Source organism: Microbacterium sp. Leaf436 (assembly GCF_001424715.1).
In the GTDB taxonomy this organism is placed as follows: Bacteria; Actinomycetota; Actinomycetes; order Actinomycetales; family Microbacteriaceae; genus Microbacterium.
In genome coordinates, this window is sequence record NZ_LMRB01000003.1 from 396,835 (window position 1) to 419,723 (window position 22,889).

Sequence of the window (22,889 nt, forward strand, 5' to 3'; positions counted from 1 at the left end):
AGCCATGGCGATGAGGTGGACGGCTCCGGCCGCAGGACCGATCGAGACCTGGGTCTTCGACGAGGTCGAGGTGGCTCCGCCCGGCGAGGGTGAGGTCACGGTGCGCGTGCACGCCGCGGGCATCAACCCCGCCGATGCCAAGCACGTCGCCCAGGCGCGCCCGGGGGCCGAGTTCCCCGTCGCCATCGGCTACGAGCTCTCCGGCGAGGTGACGGCCGTCGGTCCCGACGCGGTCGGCGGCTCCGGCGCGCTGCACGTCGGCGACGAGGTCGTGGCGTTCCGCGTGCAGGGCGCATACGCGACCGAGATCACGGTGCCCGCCCGCGACGTCTTCGCCAAGCCCGCACGGCTCTCGCACGCCGAGGCGGCCAATCTGCTTCTGGCGGGAACGACGGCGGCCGAGATGATCCAGGTCACGCGGGTGACCGCGGGTGACACGGTGCTGCTCCACGCCGCCTCGGGCGCCGTCGGCGTGAGCCTGCTGCAGCAGGCGCGCGAGCTCGGTGTGCGCGTGATCGGCACGGTGGGACCGGATGCCGACGAGTCGGCGGCACGCGTCCGCCACTACGGCGGTATCCCGGTGGCCTACGGCGACGGCCTCGCCGAGCGCGTCGCGACCGCCGCCGAGGGAGCTCCCGTCGTCGCCGCGTGGGATGCCGCGGGCACCGACGAGGCGATCGACGTCTCGCTCGCGCTGGTGTCGGAACGCGACCACATCGTCACGATCGTGCGTCCCGACCGCGCCGAGGCCGACGGGTTCCTGTGGATCGCAGGTTCGCGGCCGGAGAGCGCCCGGTTCCGCGACATCGCCCGTGCCCGCGTTCTGGAGCTGGCGGCATCCGGGGCTCTCGAGGTGCCGGTCGCGCGCACCTACCCGCTCGCCGATGCGATCGACGCCGTGGGCTTCGTCATGACCGGCCACCCGGGCGGCAAGGTGGCGTTGCTGGCGTAGTGGCGGCGCGGCTGGGGTACAGACGCCAGCGACGCGGGGCCTTCGCGTGGGACTGCTACGATCGCTCCATGCGCTTCGGTGGCCTTCTTCTTCTTAGTTGCCGCGACGAGTCCTCGTTCTAAGGGCCTTCCTCGTCGCGGAGATCGTCGTCGGCCCCACCGAACGAATCTAAAGAAGCGACACATCATGAAGAACACCCAGAAGCCCACGTCCGCTCCGGTGCACAAGTACCGTCCGTTCCACGAGCAGATCCGGGTCGACATGCCCGATCGCACGTGGCCGTCGAAGCGCATCGAAGTCGCCCCCCGCTGGTGCGCCGTCGATCTGCGCGACGGAAACCAGGCCCTCATCGATCCGATGAGCCCCGAGCGCAAGCGCGTGATGTTCGACCTGCTCGTGAAGATGGGCTACAAGGAGATCGAGGTCGGCTTCCCCAGCGCCAGCCAGACCGATTTCGACTTCGTGCGCCAGCTGATCGAAGAGAACCTGATCCCCGACGACGTCACCATCCAGGTGCTGACCCAGGCGCGTGAACACCTGATCGCCCGCACGTACGAGTCGATCGCCGGTGCGAAGCAGGCCATCGTGCACCTGTACAACTCCACGAGCGTGCTGCAGCGCGAGGTCGTGTTCCGCACCGACCAGCAGGGGATCGTCGACATCGCGCTCGAGGGCGCCCGTCTGTGCAAGCAGTACGAGGCGACCATTCCTCAGACCGAGGTCTACTACGAGTACTCGCCCGAGAGCTACACCGGTACCGAGCTCGAGTTCGCCCTGCGCATCTGCAACGAGGTGCTGGAGGTCTTCCAGCCGACGCCCGAGCGCAAGGTCATCCTGAACCTGCCCGCCACGGTCGAGATGGCCACCCCGAACGTCTACGCCGACTCGATCGAGTGGATGTCGCGCCACCTCAACCACCGCGAGAACGTCATCCTGTCTCTGCACCCGCACAACGACCGCGGCACGGCCGTCGCGGCGGCGGAGCTCGGGTACATGGCCGGCGCCGACCGCATCGAGGGCTGCCTGTTCGGCAACGGGGAGCGCACCGGAAACGTCGACCTCGTCGCCCTGGGCGTCAACCTGCTGACGCAGGGCATCGACCCGCAGATCGACTTCAGCGACATCGACCAGGTCAAGCGCACCGTCGAGTACTGCAACCAGCTGCCCGTGCCCGAACGCAGCCCCTGGGCCGGCGACCTGGTGTTCACCGCATTCAGCGGTTCGCATCAGGATGCCATCAAGAAGGGCTTCGAGGCGATGGAGGCCCGCGCGGCATCCGAAGGCAAGAGCATCGACGACATCGAGTGGGCGGTTCCGTACCTGCCGATCGACCCGAAGGACCTGGGTCGCTCGTACGAGGCGGTCATCCGCGTCAACTCCCAGTCGGGCAAGGGCGGCGTCGCCTACCTGCTGAAGGCCGACCACGCGATCGACCTGCCCCGCAAGCTGCAGATCGAATTCTCGGGCGTCGTGCAGACCCGCACCGATGCCGAGGGCGGCGAGGTGTCGAGTGCCCAGATCTGGGACATCTTCACCGACGAGTACCTGCCCGCCGAAGACCAGGACCAGCGCTGGGGTCGTTTCGAGCTGCTGTCGACGCGCTCGTCGAGTGACATGTCGGGCGACGTGCACCTCGATGTCGCCCTGCGCGACGGCGACGAGACCCACCCCGCCTCGGCCGTCGGAAACGGCCCCGTGGCCGCGTTCCTCGAGATCGTGCGCGCGCAGGGCTTCGACGTCACGCTCTACGACTACGTCGAGCACGCCCTGAGCTCGGGCGGCGACGCCCAGGCCGCGGCGTACGTCGAACTGCAGGTCGACGACCAGCGCCTGTGGGGCGTCGGCATCGACGGTGACATCTCGACGGCGTCGCTGAAGGCGATCGTCTCGGGAGTGAACCGCGCGATCCGCACCCGTCAGTCGGCCGACGCCCTCGCCGGCGTCTGACCTCGAGGCCGAAGAACACGGCCGTGGCCTACGCCCACGGACACCACGAGAGCGTGCTGCGTTCCCACGCCGCACGCACCGTCGCCGACTCAGCGGCGTACCTGGTGTCTTCGTTGTTCGCCGGCGCCCGCATCCTCGATGTGGGCGCCGGCCCCGGCACCATCACCGTCGACCTCGCCGACCGGGTCTTCCCGGGGCGGGTCGTGGGAGTGGATGCCGCGCCCGACGTCGTCGAGGTCGCCCGCGTCACCGCGGGGGAGCGCACGAACGTCGAGTTCCGCATCGATGACGCGTACGACCTCGATGCGCCCGACGGGTCGTTCGACATCGTGCATGCGCATCAGGTCCTTCAGCACCTGGCCCGACCCGTCGACGCCCTGCGTGAGTTCCGCCGCGTGGCGGGGCCCGAGGGCCTGGTCGCGGTGCGCGACGTCGACTACGGCGGGGTGATCTGGCATCCACGGATCCCCGCCCTCGACGAGTGGCTCGAGATCTACCACGGGGTGCACCGCGGGGTGTCGGGCGAGCCCGACGCGGGCCGGCGGCTCAAGGCGTGGGCGCGCGAGGCGGGGTTCGCCCGCATCGAGGCGAGTGCGAGCGTGTGGGTCTTCGACACGCCCGAGAAGCGGGCCTGGTGGGGCGGTATGTGGGCTGACCGCGTCGTCGCGTCGGCGTTCGCGGGGCACGCGAAGAGACTCGGACTCGCCGACGACGCCGCGCTGCAGCGCATCTCCGACAGCTGGCGCGAATGGGCCGCGCACCCCGACGGGTGGATCCTGCTGCCGCACGGCGAGGTGCTCGCCCGGGCCTGACCCGCGGCTGACCCGCGCGGGGGAGCGGAGCGATGGGTGCGAGGATGAATCCGTGCCCACCGTCTCCGCTCTGTACCGCTATCCCGTGAAGGGCTTCACCCCCGAACGGCGCGACCGCCTCGTCATCCAGGACGACGGGCGGGTGCAGGGCGACCGTGCCCTCGTGTTCCGCTTCGCCGACGCGCTCGAGCCCGAAGACGCGACCTTCCCGAAGAGCCGCGGCCTGGCGCTGATGACCTTCCCCACGCTGGCGCGCGTCGATCTCGCGTATGACGACGAGAGACAGACATTGCGGCTCCAGGTCGACGACATCGACGTCGAGGCCGACCTCAGTCCCGCGGGCCGCGCGCGTCTCGCCGACGCCGTGACGGCGTATCTGCGCACGACCAGCGACGCGAAGCTGCTCGATGCCGACGGCATCCTTCCCCTCGGGCTGCTCGGCGACGGCCGCACCGCGAGGTTCCAGGACCGCCCGCGCGGATACGTCTCGCTGCACGGCGCCGCGTCGGTCGACGCCCTGGATGCCAGGGTGCCCGCGCCCGTCGACGACCGGCGATTCCGCTCGAACATCGTGGTCGGCGACACCGCCGCGTGGGCCGAGCTCGACTGGCGCGGTCGCGTGCGCATCGGCGAGGTGGAATTCGAGGTGCAGAAGCCGATCGAGCGCTGCGCCGCGATCACCGCCAACCCCGACACCGGAGTGCGCGACGCGCGATTGCTGCGCGTGCTGACGACGGAGTTCGGCCAGGACGAGCCGACGCTCGGCATCCTGCTGCTCCCCGCGGACGGGGGCGGCACGGTCCGCGAGGGCGATGAGGTCGTCGTCGACGCGTGAGTCGCCAGGATTCGTTGCTTCGGGGCGGCGCCAAGCGACAAACCTGGATGGGCTTGCGCGCGGTTCAGGCGGGGTCGTCGGTGCGGATGATCGGGATGCCGGTGGTCTCGACCGCGACCTTGCGGCGGTAGAGCTTGCGCTGCTCCGGGAGCGAGAGGTCGAACAGCACCGCAAGCACGCGGATCACGGTCGTCACGACGACGCCGATCACCGCGGCGAGGGGCAGGGGCACGCCGAAGGCGGCCGTGACGGCGAGCACCGCGCAGCCGCCACCCGCGGCGACGGCGTAGAGCGACCCCACGTGCATGATCGCCACCGGCAGGCCCATCAGCACGTCGCGCAGCACGCTGCCGCCCGCGGCGGCGACCACACCGACGAAGATCGCGGGCACGGCGGGCATGCCCAGGGCGAGCGCCTTCGACGTGCCGAACGCACCGAACAGACCGATCACGACCGCGTCGAGCATGACGATCGCGCGGTTGAGGCGTTGAAAGATCCCCGACAGCAGCATGCCGATGATCGAGGCCAGCGTCGCGGTGATGAGATACCAATTGCTCTGCAGGGTCGCGGGCGTCAGCCCGAGCAGCAGGTCGCGGATCAGACCGCCGCCCATCCCCAGCAGGATGCCGATGATCGCGACGCCGAGCAGATCGAGGCGCCGCTGCCCCTGGAAGCCCGACGCGAACAGCGCCCCCTGCACGCCACCCAGGGCGACGGCGGTGAGATCCGCCCACAGGGGGATGACGAAGACCGAGTTCACGGCATCCATTCTCCCCCCTTCGGTCTTGCCGCCCGCGGGGGTGGTCCACCTGTCGGACCGGTGGGGCTGGTGACGCCTCCCGGGGCGCGTGGGCCACTGCAGCGTGGGGCGGTCCGACAGACGGACCATTCCACGCCGCAGACCCGGCCGCGCGCGCGCCGCGCAGGCCTCTCACGGGATCGCCGAACGATAATGGACTGTGCCCACCTACCGCGATGAAGTCGTGGTCCTGCGTACCCAGAAGTTGGGGGAGGCGGATCGCATCCTCACCCTGCTCAGCCGCCGCAACGGCAAGATCCGCGCGGTGGCGAAGGGCGTGCGGCGCACCTCGTCGCGGTTCGGCTCGCGCCTCGAGCCCTTCATGGTGGCCGACGTGCAGTTGGCGACCGGCCGCAATCTCGACATCGTGCAGCAGGCCGAGTCGCTCGGCTCGTACGGTGCCGACATCGTCGCCGACTACGACAGCTACACCACCGCCAGTGCGATGGTCGAGACCGCCGATCGGTTGAACGAGGCCGAGGCGACCCCGCAGCAGTATCTGCTGCTCGTGGGTGGGCTGCGCTCGCTCGCCCGCAGCGACCACGCGGCACGGAGCGTGCTGGATTCGTACCTGCTGCGGGCCATGGCGCTGTCGGGCTGGGCACCCGGACTCGGTGAGTGCGCGCGCTGCGGCACCGTCGGCGAGCACGACTACTTCCTTCCCCAGCTCGGCGGCGTCATCTGTTCGACGTGCGCGCCGGCCGGCTCTCCTCGGGTCGCGCGCGACACGGTCGATCTGCTGCGCTCGCTCATGGCGGGGGAGTGGGATGCCGTCGACGCCGCCGCCGGGCGCACCACCGCCGCCGCGTCGGGGCTCGTCGCCGCCTACGCCCAGTTCCATCTCGAACGGGGCATCCGTTCGCTCTCGCACCTGGAGGCGCATCCGTGACCCCGAAGCCCTTCACCCACCGCGACGCCGTGCCCTACCGTCCCCTCGACTGGACGGAGCAGTACCCACCGGCCTACCCGAAGGGCGCGGTGCCGGAGCACGTCGCCATCGTCATGGACGGCAACGGACGCTGGGCGAACCGGCAGGGTCTCACCCGCGTCGAGGGCCATCGGGCGGGCGAAGCGGCGCTGCTCGACGTCGTCGCCGGCGCGATCCAGGCCGGGGTGAAGCACCTGTCGGTGTACGCCTTCTCGACCGAGAACTGGTCGCGCTCTCCGGACGAGGTGCGCTTTCTCATGGGCTTCAACCGCGAGGTGCTGCACCGCCGTCGCGATCAGCTCAACGAGTGGGGGGTGCGCATCCGCTGGTCGGGCCGCAAGCCGCGCCTGTGGGGCTCGGTCATCAAGGAGCTGCAGCACGCCGAACGCCTCACCGAGGGCAACTCCACGCTGACGCTCACCATGTGCGTGAACTACGGCGGGCGCGTCGAGATCGTGGATGCCATGCGGCGCATCGGCGACGACATCGCCGCAGGCCGGCTCAAGCCCTCGGCGGTGACCGAGAAGCTGATCCGCAAGAACCTCTACCAGCCCGACATGCCCGACGTGGATCTGTTCGTGCGATCGAGCGGCGAGCAGCGCACGTCGAACTTCTTGCTGTGGGAGTCGGCGTACGCCGAGATGGTCTTCCTCGACACGTTGTGGCCCGACTTCCGACGTACGCACCTGTGGGACGCGATCGGGCTCTACCTGTCGCGCGACCGTCGCTTCGGCGGCGCGATCGACACCCCCACCGCCTGATTCCGGCGAAGATGCCGCCAACGGAATAGATCACAAGCTCGAGAGGTTGCACGCGATATGACGGATGCCATCAAGATCGACGTGTGGAGCGACATCGCCTGCCCCTGGTGCTACATCGGCAAGCGCAACCTCGAGAACGGGTTGGCCGCGACCGCCGCCGATGACGACGCCCCCGTCGTCGAGATCGAATACCACTCGTTCGAGCTCTCGCCCGACACCCCCGAAGACTTCGACGGCGGCGAGGTCGACTACCTCTCGCAGCACAAGGGCATCTCGCCCGAGTCCGCGCGCGAGATGCTCGACCGCGTCACCGGCGTCGCCGCCGACGCGGGGCTGACCTACCGCTTCGACATCCTCAAGCACACCAACACGGTGAAGGCGCACGAGCTCCTGCACTTCGCGAAAGAGAACGGGCGTCAGCTCGAGCTCGCCGAACTGCTCATGTCGGCGTACTTCCTCGAGGGTCGCCACGTCGGCCGCGACGACGACCTCGTCGACCTCGCGGTGGAGGCGGGCCTCGACGCCGACGCGGCACGCGAGGCCCTGGCCTCGCAGCGCTACCGCGCGGCCGTGCGCGCCGACCAGGAGCAGGCGCAGCAGTTCGGGATCACCGGCGTGCCGTTCTTCGTCATCGACGGCAAGTACGGCGTGAGCGGTGCGCAGCCGGTCGAGGCGTTCACGCAGATCGCCCGCCAGGTCTGGGGCGAGCGTCGCGAGGCGTCGGAGACCGCCGACGCGTGAAGCTCCTCCACAGCGGTGCCCGTCCCGGCGTCTGACCGGACCGGGCACCGCTGTCTCGTGAGGTCTGGGAGAATGAACGAGTGAATACGGCATTGGCTCCGGCGCGGACGCTCCGCATCGGCAACATCGAACTCGACGCCCCCGTCGTGCTCGCCCCCATGGCCGGCATCACGAACACCGCGTTCCGTCGACTGTGCCGCGAGTACGGAGCAGGGCTGTACGTCAGCGAGATGATCACGACGCGCGCCCTGGTGGAGCGCAACGAGACCACCCTGCGCCTCATCCGCCACCACGAGTCCGAGACCCCCCGCTCGATCCAGCTCTACGGCGTGGATCCCGCGACGGTCGAAGCGGCGGTGCAGATGATCGTCGACGAGGACCACGCCGACCACATCGACCTCAACTTCGGCTGCCCGGTCCCCAAGGTCACCCGGCGCGGCGGAGGAGCGGCCCTGCCGTGGAAGCTCTCGCTGTTCCGTGAGATCGTCGAGCGCGCCGTGCGCGCCGCCGGTGACAAGCCGCTCACGATCAAGATGCGCAAGGGCATCGACCCCGACCACCTCACCTACCTCGAGGCCGGACGCATCGCCGAGGGCGCGGGAGTGGCATCCATCGCCCTGCACGCCCGCACGGCATCGGAGTTCTATTCGGGTCACGCCGACTGGAACGCGATCACCACGCTCAAAGAGACCGTGACCGGCGTGCCCGTCCTGGGCAACGGAGACATCTGGTCGGCCGAGGACGCCGTGCGCATGATGGCCGAGACCGGGTGCGACGGCGTCGTCGTCGGCCGCGGCTGCCTCGGGCGTCCCTGGTTGTTCGGCGATCTCGCGCGGGCCCTCGGCGGCCCCGACGCCGCCCACGGCGCCCCCGTCGACGCCACCCTCGGGTTCGTCGCGCGCGCCTTCCGCCGTCACGCCGAGCTGCTCGTGGAGTTCTTCGACGACGAGGGGCGCGGATGCCGTGACATCCGCAAGCACGTCGCCTGGTACTTCAAGGGCTACCCCGTCGGCGGCGAGCTGCGAGCCAGCCTCGCGACGGCCTCGACCCTCGACGAGATCGACGAGCTGCTGGCGACGATGGAGCTCGACGCGCCGTACCCCGGCGCCCCGGCCGAGGGTCAGCGCGGGCGGGCGGGCACGCCCAAGCGCCCGGCCCTGCCCGACGGATGGCTCGAGTCCCGCGAGATCGGCGACGCCGCCGGCCGCGCCCTCGCCGACGCCGAACTGGACCACAGCGGTGGCTGAGCTGAGCACGGCGACCGCTCGTCCGCTCGGCTACGTCGACGCCGACGCCGCCCGCTTCCACGTCGAGAAGCACCGTTCGCAGCGCGACGACTTCGCCCGCGATCGTGCGCGCGTGCTGCACTCCGCCGCCCTGCGGCGCCTCGCGGCGAAGACGCAGGTGCTGAGCCCCGCCAGCCCCGCCGACTTCGCCCGCAACCGACTCACGCACTCGCTCGAGGTCGCGCAGGTGGGCCGCGAGCTGGCGACGGCCCTGCAGCTGTCGCCCGACGTGGTCGACACGGCCTGCCTCAGTCACGACCTCGGTCACCCGCCCTTCGGCCACAACGGCGAACGCGCCCTGAACGACTGGGCGGCCGACATCGGCGGCTTCGAGGGCAACGCGCAGACGCTGCGGATCCTCACGCGCCTGGAGCCCAAGACCTTCGGCGCCGACGGCGAGCCGTTCGGGCTCAACCTGACGCGTGCGAGCCTCGACGCGACCTGCAAGTACCCCTGGACGGTCGACGAACCCGTCCCCGATCCGGGCGGGCGGCTCAAGTTCGGCGTCTACCCCGACGACGAGCCCGTCTTCCACTGGATGCGCGGGGGAGCGCCCGCACGCCAGCGCTGCATCGAGGCGGAGGTCATGGACCTCTCCGACGACATCGCGTACTCGGTGCACGACTTCGAAGACGCGATGGTCAACCGCTACATCGACCCCGCCCGCCTGGCATCCAGGGTCGGCCGTGACGGTCTGCTCGACGCGATCCAGCGGTGGGTCGGCTACGACTTCGTGCGCGACGACCTCGCCGAGGGGCTCGAGCGACTCATGTCGATGCCCGAGTGGATCCCCTCGTTCGACGGCACACGCCCCGCCCTCGCTCGCCTGAAGAACCTCACCTCCGACCTCATCGGCCGCTTCGCGCGCGCGGCGACCGCGGCGACGCGCGAGGCCTACCCGGCCGACGAGCTCACCCGCTACCGCGCCCACGTGATCGTCCCGGCCGAGGTCGAGACCGAGATGGCCGTGCTGAAGGGCATCATCGGGGCCACCGTCGTGTCGATCGACGGCCGCAAGGTGCTCTACCGCGAGCAGCGCCACGTGCTGAAGCGCCTGGCATCCGCCCTCTGGGAGAACCCCGGCGCGCTCGACGCCCTGCACGCCCCCGACTTCGAGGCCGCCGCCGACGACACCGCACGTCGCCGGGTGGTCGTCGACCAGGTCGCCAGCCTCACCGACCAGCTCGCGATCGCCTGGCACAACCGCCTGGTGGGCGACGTCGACGCCGCCGAGCTGGGCGTCTGGGCGCCGGGCACCCGCGCACCCCGCGGAGCGGATGCCTGATGGCGCGCATCCGCCAGTCCGACATCGACGAGGTCAAGGGGCGGGTCAACATCGCCGACGTCGTCGGTGAACGCGTCGCCCTGAAGTCCGCGGGCGTCGGGTCGATGAAGGGCCTGTGCCCGTTCCACGACGAGCGCAGCCCCAGCTTCCACGTGCGGCCGCAGGTGGGCTACTACCACTGCTTCGGATGCGGCGAGTCGGGCGACGTCTACTCGTTCCTGCGCGCGATGGACCACGTCTCGTTCACCGAGGCCGTCGAGCGCATGGCGGCGCGCGTCGGCTACACGCTGCACTACGAAGACGGCGGCGGGCCGGCTCCCGAGACGACCGGGCGGTCGCGCCTGTACGCGGCCAATGCCGCCGCCGCCGAGTACTTCCGCGCCCAGCTCATGACGCCCGAGGCCGAGACCGGGCGCCGCTTCCTCGGCGACCGCGGGTTCGACGCCGGGGCCGCCGCGCACTTCGGCGTGGGGTACGCGCCGAAGGGCTGGTCGCACCTCATGGACCACCTGCTCGCCCAGAAGTTCACGCGCGATGAGCTGTTGCAATCCGGACTCGTGTCGCAGGGGCAGCGTGGCGTGTACGACCGTTTCCGCGGCCGGCTGGTGTGGCCGATCCGCGACATCACCGGTCAGGTCATCGGGTTCGGGGCGCGCAAGCTCTACGACGACGACCAGGGCCCGAAGTACCTCAACACCCCCGAGACGCCGGTCTACAAGAAGGCCCAGGTGCTGTACGGCCTCGACCTGGCCAAGCGCGACATCTCGCGCTCGCACCGCGTGGTCGTCGTCGAGGGCTACACCGACGTGATGGCCTGCCATCTGGCGGGCATCACCACCGCGATCGCCTCGTGCGGCACGGCCTTCGGCAGCGACCACATCACGGTGCTCCGCCGCGTCATGGGAGACGACAGCGCCTCGGGCGAGGTGGTGTTCACCTTCGACCCGGATGCCGCGGGGCAGAAGGCGGCGCTGCGCGCCTTCGCCGACGAGAAGCGTTTCGCCGCCCAGACGTACGTGGCCGTGGCCCCCGAGGGCCTCGATCCGTGCGACCTGCGCCTGCAGCGCGGCGACGGTGCCGTGCGCGCGCTCATGGAGAACAAGGCGCCGATGTTCGAGTTCGTCATCGACCAGCGGCTCAAGGACTTCGACCTGTCGAGCGTCGAGGGGCGCGCCGGTGCCCTGCGCGCCGCGGCCCCGATCGTGGCAGACATCCGCGACCCGGCGCTGCGCCCCGGCTACGTCCGCGTGCTCGCCCGACGCCTCGGCCTCGACCTGCCCGAGGTCGGGAGCGCCGTCGAGCGTGCCGCGCGCGGCGCGGACCGTGCCGAGAAGCGTGATACGCAGCGCGGGGGAGCGGGCGAGACGGAGCGCCCCGTGATCGCGCAGTCGGTGAGCCTGGCTTCGCTGCCCAACACGCGTGACGTCGCCCTCGAACGCGGCGCGATGATGGCCTTCCTGCAGTACGGGCATCGCATCGAGCCCGACCTGTTCCTGCGCGCCCTGCAGTCGCCGTTCGGACACCCCGCCCTCGAGGCCGTGCGCAGCTCGCTGGCCGCCACCGATCTGTCGCAGCCCGGGTGGGCCGTGGCCGCCGTCGAGGCGGTGCGCGAGCCTTTCCGCACCCTGGCCGCCGAGCTGTTGACGGCCGAGTTCCCGGCCCGCACCGAAGACGGCGCGGTCGCCTCGGCCAACGACCTGGCGCGAGGACTCCTCGTGCGCGAACTGGAGCGGGAGAAGAACGAGCTGCTGCGCGGCATCCAGCGGGTTCCCGCGGACTCCGAAGAGGGCCGCCGCCTGCGCATCCGACTGCGCGAACTGGACGGCGACCGCCAACGACTCGTCGCGCAGTAGGGACGCGCTGCTGGCATCGGCCCCCGCGGTGGGCGAGGATGAAGGAATGCCCCGGTCCCACGACACCGACGTCGCCCTCCGTGCCGACGACCTCTCGCTCGCTCGCAGCGGCGTCCGCGTCATCGACGGGATCACGTTCTCGTTGGGCGCGGGCCAGACCCTCGTCGTGCGCGGCGCCACGGGGTCGGGCAAGACCTCGCTGGTGTCGTTGCTCGCCGGCCATCCCGACGACGGGCTCACCGTGGTCGGGGGCGACGCCCGCGTACACGGGATCTCGGCGCGCCGGCCCGGGCGCGCCCGCCGGGAGTGGACGTTCCACACCGGCTACCTGCCTCAGGGCGCCGGCGCGGGGCTCCCGTCGCGCCTGACCGTGCAGGACGTCATCGCCGAGCCGATCACGAGCCGCGATCGCAAGGTCAACACCCGGGCGCTGGCGGTGCGCGTCGCGACTCTGCTCGACGAGATGGAGCTCCCGCTCGGCACGGCTCCGAAGTATCCGTACGAGCTGAGCGCGGGGATGCGGCAGCGCGTGGCGCTCGCCCGCGCCCTCGTGCTCGAACCGCGGCTGTTCGTCGCCGACGACCTGTACGCCAACCTCGATGTCGAGGTGCGCGCCGCCGCCCGTGCCTCGATCCTGCGCCGTCGTGACGAGCGCGGCATGGCGACACTGGTCGTCACGAACGACGCCGATGCCCCCCGTGACCTCGACGCCGACGTGCTGGTTCTGCACGCCGGGCATGCCGTCGCGTTCGGCCACAGTGTCGAGGCTCTGCAGTGGACACCCGACGGCACGCCCGAGCGACGTCTTTCGGCGGGCTGATTTTTCGCACGCCCCCGCGTGCTGTTAGTATCGTGGGGTTGCCCACCGCGAGGTGCGCATGATCCTCGGTAGCTCAATTGGCAGAGCAGTCGGCTGTTAACCGACAGGTTCTTGGTTCGAGTCCAAGCCGGGGAGCGAGAGTACCGCGTCATCTAACGTGGCTCTCACCTTAGGCCCGGGCTTCCACCCCGGGCCTTTCCTCTTTTCCGGGCGATCATCGCGGGCCCGGGACGGGCGAGTCGCACGTCTCGCGCTCTGAACAGCGGCCACCTGTGCTCGGCGTATGGGAGCGGTTCCATTAGACTCGCTCCGGCCGTCGCTCGGCGGCCGGAGAGGACGCCGCCGTGACCGCACCCGCAGCCCCCGCGCGCCGCGATCTCCAGGGGCTCCGGGCGTTCGCCGTCGTGGCCGTGGTCGCCACGCACCTGACGGGATGGCCGCGCGGAGGCTTCGTCGGCGTCGACGTGTTCTTCGTGCTCTCGGGGTTCCTGCTCACCGGCATCGTGCTGCGCGATCTGGACGCCTCCGGCACCGTGCGCCTGTCGACGTTCTTCGCCCGACGCCTCCGCCGCCTTCTGCCCGCGGCCCTCGTCGTGCTGGCCGCCACCGTGGGCGCCGCCTTCGTGGTGTTCCCCGGTACCCGCGCCGAGAGCATCGTGGGCGACGCTCTCGCCGCGGTCGGCCTCGTCTCGAACTGGCGCTTCGCCCTCGAGGGACGCGACTACTTCTCCACCATCGCCGTCTCACCGCTGCAGCACTTCTGGTCGCTGTCGATCGAGGAGCAGTTCTCGCTGCTCTGGCCCCTCCTCGTCATGCTGCTTGTGCTCATGCTCCCCGTCGCGCGTCGGCGGAGCACGGGGGCGCGCGTCGCGGTGGGCCTGCTGTCGAGCGCCGTGGTTCTGGCATCCGCTGCTCTCGCCTGGGTGCAGACCCCGCTCGACCCGAGCGTGGCGTACTTCTCGACCGGAACCCGCGCGGGCGAACTCGCGACCGGCGCCGTCGTCGCGACCCTCGTGCCGCTCCTGCTCCGGATGCCGAGCCCCCTGCGCGCCCTGCTCTCGTGGGCCGGGGTGGCGCTCGTCGTCGCGTCGTTCTTCGTCGTCGATCCGACGGCGCCGTTCCCCGCCCCCTGGGCCGTGATGCCCGTCGCGGGCGCGGTGCTGGTGATCGCGGGCGGCACCGGTGGCGACCCGCGTCACCGCTCCCTCTTCGTCGTCTCGAATCCGCTGGCGGTCGCGATCGGCAACGCGTCGTACTCGCTGTACCTCTGGCACCTTCCCGTCATCGTCTTCGCCGGGGCGCTGCTGGCGCCCGGGCCCGCGGCCACCGGCATCACCGTGCTGGTGATGGTCGTGCTCACCGTTGCGACCTACCTCGGCGTCGAGCAGCCGCTGCACCGCTCGCCGTGGCTGGTCCGCCCGAGCGGGGGCGCTCCGCCCGCTGAGGTCGCGGCCGCCTCGACCCCTGCCCTCTCCGAGGTCGCAGTTCCGACACCACGGGCCGCCGCGCTCGCGTCTCGCCCCGCCGGATGGGTGCCCGGGCAGCGGTATTACCCGGGACGGCGAGCGACCGAGAGCGCGACCACCGAGGCGGTCGCTCCGGAACCGGCCCCCGCTGCAGAAATCACCCCGCCGCAGCCCGCGCCGGTGCCCACCCCGGCGCCGGCCCGAGGCTCCGGTGACTCCTGGGCCGAGTGGAGAACGCGCTTCGCCCCGCGGATCGCCCTGGCCGGCGCCACCCTGGCGATCGGGGCCGGAGCGACCGTGCTCGCGGTGTTCTTCGCGTACGGGGCGCCGGTCATCGTCGCGCCCGCCGCACCCGTCGCCGCCGCTCCGGTGGCTGACGCCGGCGCCGCCCTCGCCGCTTTGCAGAGCGAGCTCGCCGCGGCGACGACGGCGTCGAGCTGGCCCGATCTGCATCCCTCGCTCGACGAGGTGATGCGCGCCACCTCGGCCACCGATCCCGCGCACGACTGCTTCACCCCCGACATCGCTCCCGACGCCGGCCGCTGCACGTGGGGGAACGCCGACGCTCCGCGGCACCTTTACCTGGTCGGCGATTCCAGCGCGATGGCCTACGCGCCCGCCTTCCGAGCCCTCGCCGACGCGAGCGGCGGAGCGTGGCGCGTCACGACCGTCGGAATGTACGGATGCCGTTTCACCGACGCCCTCATCGAGAGCCGCGACCCCGCGGTGACGGCCGGGTGCGCCGGGCGCAAGTCCGACATCGCCGCGATGGTCGCGGCCGATCCCGCCGACCTGCTCGTCGTGTCGAACGCCTACACGCTCGCCCGCACGGTCGACGGGCGGGACCTCAACGCCGCGGAGCTGGCATCCGGGGTCGCGAACGAGGTCTCGGGGTGGGCGCCGGCCGGGCACACCGTGTTCCTCGCGCCTCCGCCGCACGGCGCCGACCTGGGACGCTGCTACTCCCCGCTCACGGGCCCGGCGGCGTGCCTCGCCGCCGTCGACGACGTGTGGACGCAGATGCAGGCCGCCACCGAGGCGCAGGCGGCCGCCACCGGCGAGGCGGCGATCGACGCGTTGCCGTTCTCGTGCTGGCAGGGAGTCTGCCCCGCGTTCGCCGGCGACACACCCGTGCGGTACGACGACATGCACCTGACACCGGCGTTCGCCGAGCGCCTCGCGCCGATCCTGCGCGACGAGCTCTCGGCCCGCGGACTGTACTGACGGCCCCGCGCGCTCGCTCGGCTGACAGGCTGGGGGAGTGACCTCGCCCCCCGATCCCCGCTCCCTCGACCTCGACGCGCTCCGATCGCGCCTGCTCTCGGAGCGCGGTGGCACGGTCGACGACAGCATCCCGCAGCTGGCCGACGCCGATCCCGACCTGTGCGCTCTCGCCCTGGCGCTGCCCGACGGCACCGTGCGCACCAGCGCCCAGGCCGATGTGCCGTTCAGCGTGCAGTCGGCGGTCAAACCCTTCCTCTTCGCGCTCGCCCTCGTCGACACCGACGGAGAAGCCCTCGATCTCGTGGGCATCGAACCCACCGGTGAGGCCTTCGACGCGATCAAGCTCGAAAGCGGCACCGGTCGGCCGCCGAACCCCATGGTCAACGCGGGGGCGCTGCTGACGGCCTCACTCGTCGAGGGAGACGGACCCGAAGAGCGCAGCGCGCGGATCGCCCGGGGCCTCTCGGCCTTCGCCGGCCGCGACCTGCTCGTCGACGAGCAGGTCGCACACAACGAGCATCTGCTCGGCGACCGCAACCACGCCCTCGCCCACCTCATGCGGGCCGAAGGCGCGCTGCAGCCCTCGGCCGACGACGCGGTGGCCGTATACGCCCGCGCGTGCGCGACCCTCGTCGATGCCGAGACCCTCGCGGTCATGGGCGCGACCCTCGCGCTCGGCGGCGTGAACCCCCGCACCGGCGAACGCGTCGTCTCCGCGCGCGTGGCCCGTGACGTCGTCTCGGTCATGGCGACCTGCGGGGTGTACGACGGGTCGGGGCGGTGGATGCGCGCGGTCGGCGTGCCCGCGAAGTCGAGCGTGTCGGGGGCGATCGTGCTGTCGGCGCCGGGGCGTCTGGGAGCCGCCGTCGTCAGTCCGCCCCTCGACGATCAGGGCACGAGCGTGCGCGGCCGCCGGGCGAGCGAGATGCTCAGCGACGACCTGCAACTGCACAGCTTTTCGGTCTGAACGCGCTTCTCCACCGACGCCGGAGGGCGCGCCCCGTGCATCTCGACCCACACCGCCCGTGCGTGTGAGAGCATCGGCGTGACCCCCCGATCCCCGCCTGATCTCGCAGGAGAACCGATGCCCCCCGTCGCGCGCCGCCGCGCCTCACGTAGCGTGTCCGTCGGCGTCGTCGCCGCCCTGGCCGCCACCCTCACGGGCTGCGGGCAGGGGACGAACGTCTCCGAGGACTACGCCCAGATCTGCCAGGACAACGCGACCGAGAAGCGCCTGCCCGACGACGACTGCAACAACCACGGCGGCGGGGCGCACTGGTACTTCCTGCCCCTCGGGTCGGGGAGTCGCGCGGTCCCGGCCGTCGGCCAACCCGTCTCGGGCGGCGTCGACACCCTGCCGGGCGGAAAGACCGCGGCCAAGGGCATCTCGGGCGACGGCGCGAGCGTCTCGCGCGGTGGGTTCGGCGGCTCGGGATCCGACGGAAGCCACGGCGGCTGATGCGCCGCATCGAGCTCGAGCCGCGCCCCGGCTGGGAACGCACGATCAAGCAGTCCGGCCTCATCTACTCCCGCTCCCTGCGCGACGACGGCACGGCGGTCGAGTACTGGAACGACGGCGCGGCGTACGTCTTCACCCTTGCCGAGGTCGAGGAACTGGAGCGGCAGACCGAGGAGCTGCACCGCATGTGCCGTGAGGCGGCCCGGTACCTGGCATCCGGAGAACTCGGCTCGCTCGGGCTCACCCCGAAAGCGTTCGAGCTCGCGCAGTGGTCGCTCGAGCAGGACGAACCCGACGTGTACGCCCGCTTCGATCTGGCGTACGCCGGCGACGGCACCCCGGCCAAGATGCTCGAGTACAACGCCGACACCCCCACCGGACTCATCGAGGCCTCGCTCACGCAGTGGTTCTGGCTGCAGGACCGCATCAAGACCGGTGCGCTCCCCGCCGACACCGACCAGTGGAACGGCCTGCATGAAGCGCTCGTCGCGCGGTGGCGCACCCTTCTGCACCGCTCGCTGAACGAGGGCGAGGGCGGTCGCCTGTTCGTCGCGCACTCGGATGCCGACATCTACGGCGAGGACTGGGACACCGTCGCCTACATGCGCGACCTCGCCGCCGAGGCGGGGTGGGAGCACACCGGCATCGAGATGAAGGACATCGGCTGGCACCACGGCGCGCGCCAGTTCGTCGGCGTTCCCGAGGCGTGGGGCTCGTCGCGCAGCATCGCCGCGCTGCCCGGCGACACCCCGGGCACCCAGTACCCCGTCATCCGCAACCTCTTCAAGCTGTACCCGTGGGAAGACCTGGTCTCGGGTGAGGACCGGGTCATCGGCGACCAGGAGTTCGGCGCCCTGCTCATCGCCGGACGCGGACTCTTCGGCCGCTGGTACGAACCGGCGTGGAAGATGTTCCTCTCGAACAAGCTGCTGCTGGTCGCGCTGTGGCGGATGTACCCCGGGCACCCGAACCTGCTGCCCGCCTACGCCGACGGCCCGAACGGCATGACCGACTTCGTGGTCAAACCCGTCTTCGGCCGCGAGGGCGACGGCATCCGTGTGCACCGCGCCGACGGCAGCGTCGCCTCGAACGGTCAGGAGTACCGACGCGAAGGCACCGGGCGCGAGCGCGTATGGCAGCAGTACCACGAGCTGCCCGACTTCCGCGGGTCGCGGGGCAGCAATCACCCCGTGCTCGGGTCGTGGGTGGTCGACGACGAGGCGCACGGGGTCGGCATCCGCGAATCCGACGGACCCATCACCGACTACTACTGCCGCTTCGCCCCGAACATCATCGAGGGCTGAGACCGGGCGGACCGCTCAGGCGTCGATATCGTCGACGCCCGGCATCCACGAGACGCCGGGCTTGCCCCACTTGCGCTTCTTCGCGATCTTCGCGACGACCCGGCTGTCTTCGTCGTCGAGGCGGTCGACGTACAGGATGCCGTCGAGGTGATCGAACTCGTGCTGCAGGATGCGCGCGCGCCACCCGGTGACCTCGACGCGCACCGAGTGCCCGTCGAGATCGGTCCCCGTCATCAGCGCGGCCTCGGACCGTCGCAGCGGGAAGCGCTCCCCGGGGAACGACAGGCACCCCTCCGACTCGTCGTCGGGATCGGGGTACCCCGGCTCGGCGGGGCGGATCCACAGCTCGGGGTTGATGACCACTCCGCGCCAGGGGAGTCCCTCGTCGTCCTCGTACGTGTAGGTGAAGATGCGCAGGCCCACACCCACCTGCGGCGCCGCGAGACCGACACCGGGGGCGGCGTCCATGGTCTCGAACATGTCGGCCACGAGGGTGCGCACCTCGTCGGTGATCTCGTCGACGCGGGCAGCGGGGGCGTGCAGCACGGGATCGCCCATGATGCGAATCGGGAGTACGGCCACGTCTCCAGCCTAACCAGCGAGCGGACCGTTATCGTCGAGGGGTGATCCCGCTCGATGTCTCCCTGACCGACGGTATCGACGATCTCGTCGGCATCTTCCGCGATCCGCGCATCCTTCTCGGCATCCCGCTCGCCCTTCTCGGCGCGGTGTTCATGTCGTTCGGAGCGCAGTACCAGCACCGGGGCGTGCAGAAGGTGGAGCGCCTTTCGGGCAAGACCACCGGCGGCCTCTCGCGCAAGCAGCTCACCTCGCTGCTGACGCGTCCGTCGTGGGTCGCGGGCACCGTGATGCTCGCGCTCGCCATCGTCTGCCAGCTCGGGGCGCTCTCGGTCGCGCCGCTCATCCTGGTGCAGCCGCTGGGTGCGATCGCGCTCGTCATCACGACGGTGCTGAACGCCCGGGTCTCCCACCACAAGCCCACCCGGCAGTCGCTCATCGCGATCGCCCTGTGCGTCGGCGGCATCTTCATCTTCGTGACCATCGCCGCGTTCTTCGCCACCGAGCACGTGGTCACCGAGCGCGAGCTGCTGATCATCCTCGGCATCCTGGCCGTGGTCGTCGTGGTCTTCGGTGCCTTCTGGATGCTGGTGCGTCGCCGCGCGCAGGCCCTGTTCTACATCATGGCCGCCGGCGTCATCTACGGCTTCGTGGCCACCCTCGCCAAGGTCATCATCAGCCGCATCCAGGCCGGCAACTTCGAGTGGCTCACCCTTCTCTGCGTCGTCGCGCTGGTCGCCGCCGTCGCCGTCGGCGCCTACTTCGTGCAGACCGCCTACTCGGTCGGCCCGCCCGACCTGGTCATCGCCGGACTCACCGTGATCGACCCGATCGTGGCCGTGCTGATCGGCCTGCTGGTGCTGGGCGAGGCGTCGACCGCCCCCGCGTGGGCGTTGATCGGCTTCGTCATCGCCGGCGCGATCGCCACGTGGGGCGTCATCCAGCTCACCAAGCACCACCCGCAGATCGCCGGCGACGGCAAGCCCGCCAAGCCGCGCGTGCGCTGAGCTGGATGGTGGTCCCGCGCCGGGCTGCGGCGGCGGTCCGGCCCTGAGCCCCGCTTTTCTCGGCGGACGATGGATGCCGGTAGGCTCGTCGTCGCTGGGGGCGGTGGCCAAGCTGGTCAAGGCAGCGGGCTCATAACCCGACGATCGTGGGTTCAAGTCCCACCCGCCCTACGTTCCCCTCCGTCAGGCCGCGCATGATCGGAGGGCGTTTTCTCTGCCCTCACACCGTCGCGTGGGCTGCCGAACCATCTCCCGGACAGGACGGTAGTCACTGGTCGGGCGGGTTCGATACGAGAAGTGGTCGCATGCGCGCCAACCGCTCACGACGAGTGGCGCAACGGTCCCGCTCCGCCCAGCGCGAAGCGGGACCCGCACCACCTACCGTGCGAGCGGAACGAGTTCCCCCGCGCCGGGCAGGATCTCGCGCAAAAGGTCGTCGAGGGTGACCACCCCGATCAACCGCTCGCCGTCGACGACCGTCGCCAACTGCACGCGACCGCGCCGCATGCGCGCCAGAGCGTCGTACGCCGACGCCGACGGCTCCAGCACCAGGGGCTCGCGCGCGATCTCGAGCGCCGGGGTCGTCGGGTCGACGGTGAGCGTGTCGCGCACGTGGGCGACGCGCGAGGTCGCACCCGCGCCGACGAGGATGCGCAGGTGCGTCGACGAGGCGGCGACCGCCTGGATGTCGGCGACCGTCGCATCCGCGGCGACCGACGTCGGCGTGCGATCGGTGCGCACGATGTCGCCGACCGTCAGCGTCCCCAGCGCGATCGCCTGCGCGATCGGCTCGGAGTACTGCTTCTCGAGCGTGCCCGCCCGACGCGAGTGGGCGACGAGTTCGCGTATCGTGTCGGCATCCTGCCCACCGGCGGCGGCCTTGTCGACGGGCTCCACGCCCGAGGCCTTCACGAGGCGGTTGGCGATGTGGTTGATCCACAGCAGGAACGGGCGCAGCGGCCAGGTGAGGGCGCGGGCCAGGATGCCGGTGGCCTTCGCCGCCGTCTCCGGGTGGGCGATCGCCCACGACTTCGGCGCCATCTCGCCGATCACGAGGTGGAGGAACGTCACCACGATCAGCGCCAGCATGAACGCGATGACCCCGGACAGAACGGGAGGAAGCCCCCACTGCTCGAGAATCGGTGCCAGGGCGTAGTCGATGGCCGGCTTGGTGATCGCGCCGAGCAGGAACGTGCAGGCGGTGATGCCCAACTGCGCGAAGGCGAGCATGACGGTCAGCTCGTTGACGCCGCGCAGGGCGGCGCGCGCCGAGGCGCTGGTCGCTGCCTCTTCTTCGAGCCGGTGACGTCGAGCGGCGAGCAGCGCGAACTCGACGATCACGAAGAACGCACTCGCGACGATGAGCGCGGTGGTGATGAGAGCGACGGTCCAGCCGTTCATCGGGCCACCTCCCCGTCGATCGCGACGACGTCGTCGGCGGGCTCGGCATCCCGGTCCACCTCGTGCAGGTCGACCTTCAGCTGCGAGGGCACGTGCCGGTCGACCTCCACGACCTCGATCGCGAGCCAGCGCTCGATGTCGAGACCCTGCACCGTCTCGGACGCACGCTCGGGCAGATCCACGCGCACGATGACGCCGACGGTCGGAAGGTCGCCGTGCGTCTCGATGACGAGACCGGCGACCGTCTCGACGTCGCCCTGGGTGAGGTCGTGGCCGATGAGTCGCTCGAGCTCGTCGAGATGCAGATCGCCGGGAACGCTCCACGCGTCGTCGCCGACCGAGGCGGCCTCGGCGACCTCGACGTCGTGTTCGTCGGAGAGTTCGCCGATGACCTCTTCGGTCAGGTCCTCGATGGTCAGGATGCCGTCGAAGTTGCCGTACTCGTCGACGACGCACGCCAGTTCATTGCGCGTCTGGCGCATGCGATCCAACGCGACGGGGAGCAGCATCGAGGTGGGCAGCACGACCGCGGCGCGCATGACGGCGGCCACGGGGGTCTCGTCCGACGGGTTCTCGCGCAGCACGTCGATGAGTTCGACGACGCCGACGGGGGAGTCCTCGTCACCGATGACGGGGTAGCGGGTGTGCCCGGTGGCCATCAGGGCGCGCACCTCGCCCACGGTGGTCTCGGGGGTGACCGAATCGATCTGGGAACGCGGGATCATCGCGTGCTCGACGTCGCGGTGCGGAAAGTCGAGGATGCGGTCGATGATCATCGACAGATCGTCGGGCAGGTCACCGCTCGCGCGGGACTCCTCGATGATGGCCTCGAGGTCGCGCGCGGTCGCGCTGTCGTCGACGTCTTCGAGCGGCTCGATCCGCAGCACCCGCAACAGGGCGTTGGCGGCGACGTCGAAGACCGAGATCAACCAGCCGAACAGCAAGAGGTAGATGCGCGTCGGCACGGCGAGGGCGCGCGCCAGCGGTTCAGGGTCGGCGATGGCGAGGTTCTTCGGGTACAGCTCACCGAAGATCATGGTCACGATCGTGGCAAGCAACAGGGCGCCGACGGTGCCGATCAGCACCGAGACGGCCGGATCGATCCCGATCCCGCCGAGCAGCGTCCCGAGTGATTCACCGATGAGCGGTTCGGCGACGTAGCCGATCAGCAGACCGGTGACGGTGATGCCGAGCTGCGCGCCCGACAACATGAACGACGTGCGCTTGGTGATGGCGAGGACGCGCTTCGCCTGGGCGTCGCCCTTCTCGGCCAACGCCGCCATGCGCGAGCGGTCGACCGACATGTACGCGAACTCCTGCGCGACGAAGAAGCCGCAGGCCACGATGATCGCCAGAGTCACGATGACGCCCACCAGGAGCGTCAGGGCCGCAGCCAGCATCAGATCTCACCCCCTCTCGGAAAGAGGGGG

The 22,889-nt window shown here is 70.8% G+C and carries 20 protein-coding genes and 2 tRNA genes; 18 read left to right on the forward strand and 4 right to left on the reverse strand.

What is annotated here, in order from left to right:
- Positions 1-4: 4 nt before the first annotated feature.
- The 4 genes from ASG45_RS10815 (at position 5) to ASG45_RS10830 (ending at position 4,546) form a co-directional block, all read left to right on the forward strand.
- On the forward strand, positions 5-952 hold the full coding sequence (locus tag ASG45_RS10815) for a quinone oxidoreductase family protein (protein ID WP_055837039.1): 948 nt from the start codon (positions 5-7) through the stop codon (positions 950-952).
- Between the two features lie 186 nt (positions 953-1,138).
- The gene (gene leuA / locus ASG45_RS10820) at positions 1,139-2,899 is read left to right on the forward strand and encodes a 2-isopropylmalate synthase (RefSeq protein WP_055837043.1); all 1,761 of its coding nucleotides are present in this window, start codon (positions 1,139-1,141) and stop codon (positions 2,897-2,899) included.
- Between the two features lie 23 nt (positions 2,900-2,922).
- Positions 2,923-3,711, forward strand: a complete 789-nt coding sequence (locus ASG45_RS10825) for a methyltransferase domain-containing protein (protein ID WP_082516566.1) — start codon at positions 2,923-2,925, stop codon at positions 3,709-3,711.
- Between the two features lie 52 nt (positions 3,712-3,763).
- The gene (locus tag ASG45_RS10830; RefSeq protein ID WP_055837047.1) at positions 3,764-4,546 is read left to right on the forward strand and encodes an MOSC domain-containing protein; all 783 of its coding nucleotides are present in this window, start codon (positions 3,764-3,766) and stop codon (positions 4,544-4,546) included.
- A 64-nt stretch (positions 4,547-4,610) separates the two neighbouring features.
- On the opposite strand, the gene ASG45_RS10835 is transcribed toward ASG45_RS10830, so the two are convergent.
- Positions 4,611-5,315, reverse strand: a complete 705-nt coding sequence (locus tag ASG45_RS10835) for a trimeric intracellular cation channel family protein (protein ID WP_055837050.1) — start codon at positions 5,313-5,315, stop codon at positions 4,611-4,613.
- 190 nt (positions 5,316-5,505) lie between these two features.
- Between ASG45_RS10835 and recO the strand changes: the two genes are divergently transcribed.
- From recO to ASG45_RS10895, 12 genes are all read left to right on the forward strand, one after another.
- The gene (gene recO, locus ASG45_RS10840; protein WP_055837054.1) at positions 5,506-6,234 is read left to right on the forward strand and encodes a DNA repair protein RecO; all 729 of its coding nucleotides are present in this window, start codon (positions 5,506-5,508) and stop codon (positions 6,232-6,234) included.
- Complete coding sequence (locus ASG45_RS10845; RefSeq protein WP_055837057.1) at positions 6,231-7,034, forward strand: isoprenyl transferase; 804 nt, start codon at positions 6,231-6,233, stop codon at positions 7,032-7,034. Before recO ends, ASG45_RS10845 begins: the two co-directional genes overlap by 4 nt.
- A 57-nt stretch (positions 7,035-7,091) precedes the next feature.
- Positions 7,092-7,775, forward strand: coding sequence for a DsbA family oxidoreductase (locus tag ASG45_RS10850; RefSeq protein ID WP_055837060.1), 684 nt, complete (start codon positions 7,092-7,094; stop codon positions 7,773-7,775).
- Positions 7,776-7,855: 80 nt separating this feature from the next.
- Positions 7,856-9,022, forward strand: a complete 1,167-nt coding sequence (dusB, locus tag ASG45_RS10855; protein ID WP_055837065.1) for a tRNA dihydrouridine synthase DusB — start codon at positions 7,856-7,858, stop codon at positions 9,020-9,022.
- Between the two features lies 1 nt (position 9,023).
- On the forward strand, positions 9,024-10,346 hold the full coding sequence (locus ASG45_RS10860) for a deoxyguanosinetriphosphate triphosphohydrolase (RefSeq protein ID WP_156458893.1): 1,323 nt from the start codon (positions 9,024-9,026) through the stop codon (positions 10,344-10,346).
- Positions 10,346-12,199, forward strand: a complete 1,854-nt coding sequence (gene dnaG / locus ASG45_RS10865; protein ID WP_055837070.1) for a DNA primase — start codon at positions 10,346-10,348, stop codon at positions 12,197-12,199. Before ASG45_RS10860 ends, dnaG begins: the two co-directional genes overlap by 1 nt.
- Before the next feature lie 46 nt (positions 12,200-12,245).
- Positions 12,246-13,019: an ATP-binding cassette domain-containing protein gene (locus ASG45_RS10870; RefSeq protein WP_055837073.1), complete on the forward strand. Its 774-nt coding sequence runs from the start codon at positions 12,246-12,248 to the stop codon at positions 13,017-13,019.
- 62 nt (positions 13,020-13,081) lie between these two features.
- Positions 13,082-13,154 (forward strand) — tRNA-Asn (locus ASG45_RS10875).
- 209 nt (positions 13,155-13,363) lie between these two features.
- Positions 13,364-15,709, forward strand: coding sequence for an acyltransferase family protein (locus tag ASG45_RS10880; RefSeq protein WP_055837076.1), 2,346 nt, complete (start codon positions 13,364-13,366; stop codon positions 15,707-15,709).
- Positions 15,710-15,746: 37 nt separating this feature from the next.
- Positions 15,747-16,676 (forward strand): glutaminase A, encoded by a 930-nt coding sequence (gene glsA, locus ASG45_RS10885; protein ID WP_055837081.1) that lies wholly within the window; start codon positions 15,747-15,749, stop codon positions 16,674-16,676.
- A gap of 117 nt (positions 16,677-16,793) precedes the next feature.
- On the forward strand, positions 16,794-17,168 hold the full coding sequence (locus ASG45_RS10890; RefSeq protein ID WP_055837084.1) for a hypothetical protein: 375 nt from the start codon (positions 16,794-16,796) through the stop codon (positions 17,166-17,168).
- Positions 17,168-18,472, forward strand: a complete 1,305-nt coding sequence (locus ASG45_RS10895) for a glutathionylspermidine synthase family protein (protein ID WP_055837087.1) — start codon at positions 17,168-17,170, stop codon at positions 18,470-18,472. The genes ASG45_RS10890 and ASG45_RS10895 overlap by 1 nt, the downstream gene beginning before the upstream one ends.
- A gap of 15 nt (positions 18,473-18,487) precedes the next feature.
- Here ASG45_RS10895 and def read toward each other — a convergent pair whose 3' ends face one another.
- Entirely contained in the window at positions 18,488-19,054 is a 567-nt protein-coding gene (def, locus tag ASG45_RS10900; RefSeq protein WP_082516567.1) for a peptide deformylase, read from the reverse strand.
- A 41-nt stretch (positions 19,055-19,095) separates the two neighbouring features.
- Between def and ASG45_RS10905 the strand changes: the two genes are divergently transcribed.
- Both ASG45_RS10905 and ASG45_RS10910 read left to right on the forward strand, forming a co-directional pair.
- Complete coding sequence (locus ASG45_RS10905; RefSeq protein ID WP_181015958.1) at positions 19,096-20,058, forward strand: DMT family transporter; 963 nt, start codon at positions 19,096-19,098, stop codon at positions 20,056-20,058.
- Between the two features lie 97 nt (positions 20,059-20,155).
- Positions 20,156-20,229, forward strand: a tRNA-Ile gene (locus ASG45_RS10910).
- A gap of 207 nt (positions 20,230-20,436) precedes the next feature.
- On the opposite strand, the gene ASG45_RS10915 is transcribed toward ASG45_RS10910, so the two are convergent.
- Positions 20,437-21,459, reverse strand: coding sequence for a CNNM domain-containing protein (locus ASG45_RS10915; protein WP_055837090.1), 1,023 nt, complete (start codon positions 21,457-21,459; stop codon positions 20,437-20,439).
- Positions 21,456-22,859, reverse strand: coding sequence for a hemolysin family protein (locus ASG45_RS10920; RefSeq protein ID WP_055837093.1), 1,404 nt, complete (start codon positions 22,857-22,859; stop codon positions 21,456-21,458). The genes ASG45_RS10915 and ASG45_RS10920 overlap by 4 nt, the downstream gene beginning before the upstream one ends.
- Between the last annotated feature and the right edge of the window lie 30 nt (positions 22,860-22,889).

Bases quoted from the DNA above. Each gene is read 5' to 3' on its own strand.
- ASG45_RS10815 (WP_055837039.1), top strand. From the start codon at position 5: ATGGCGATGAGGTGGACGGCTCCGGCCGCAGGACCGATCGAGACCTGG.
- leuA (WP_055837043.1), top strand. From the start codon at position 1,139: ATGAAGAACACCCAGAAGCCCACGTCCGCTCCGGTGCACAAGTACCGT.
- ASG45_RS10835 (WP_055837050.1), bottom strand. From the start codon at position 5,315: ATGGATGCCGTGAACTCGGTCTTCGTCATCCCCCTGTGGGCGGATCTC.
- ASG45_RS10850 (WP_055837060.1), top strand. From the start codon at position 7,092: ATGACGGATGCCATCAAGATCGACGTGTGGAGCGACATCGCCTGCCCC.
- dnaG (WP_055837070.1), top strand. From the start codon at position 10,346: ATGGCGCGCATCCGCCAGTCCGACATCGACGAGGTCAAGGGGCGGGTC.
- ASG45_RS10870 (WP_055837073.1), top strand. From the start codon at position 12,246: ATGCCCCGGTCCCACGACACCGACGTCGCCCTCCGTGCCGACGACCTC.
- ASG45_RS10890 (WP_055837084.1), top strand. From the start codon at position 16,794: ATGCCCCCCGTCGCGCGCCGCCGCGCCTCACGTAGCGTGTCCGTCGGC.
- ASG45_RS10895 (WP_055837087.1), top strand. From the start codon at position 17,168: ATGCGCCGCATCGAGCTCGAGCCGCGCCCCGGCTGGGAACGCACGATC.
- ASG45_RS10915 (WP_055837090.1), bottom strand. From the start codon at position 21,459: ATGAACGGCTGGACCGTCGCTCTCATCACCACCGCGCTCATCGTCGCG.
- ASG45_RS10920 (WP_055837093.1), bottom strand. From the start codon at position 22,859: ATGCTGGCTGCGGCCCTGACGCTCCTGGTGGGCGTCATCGTGACTCTG.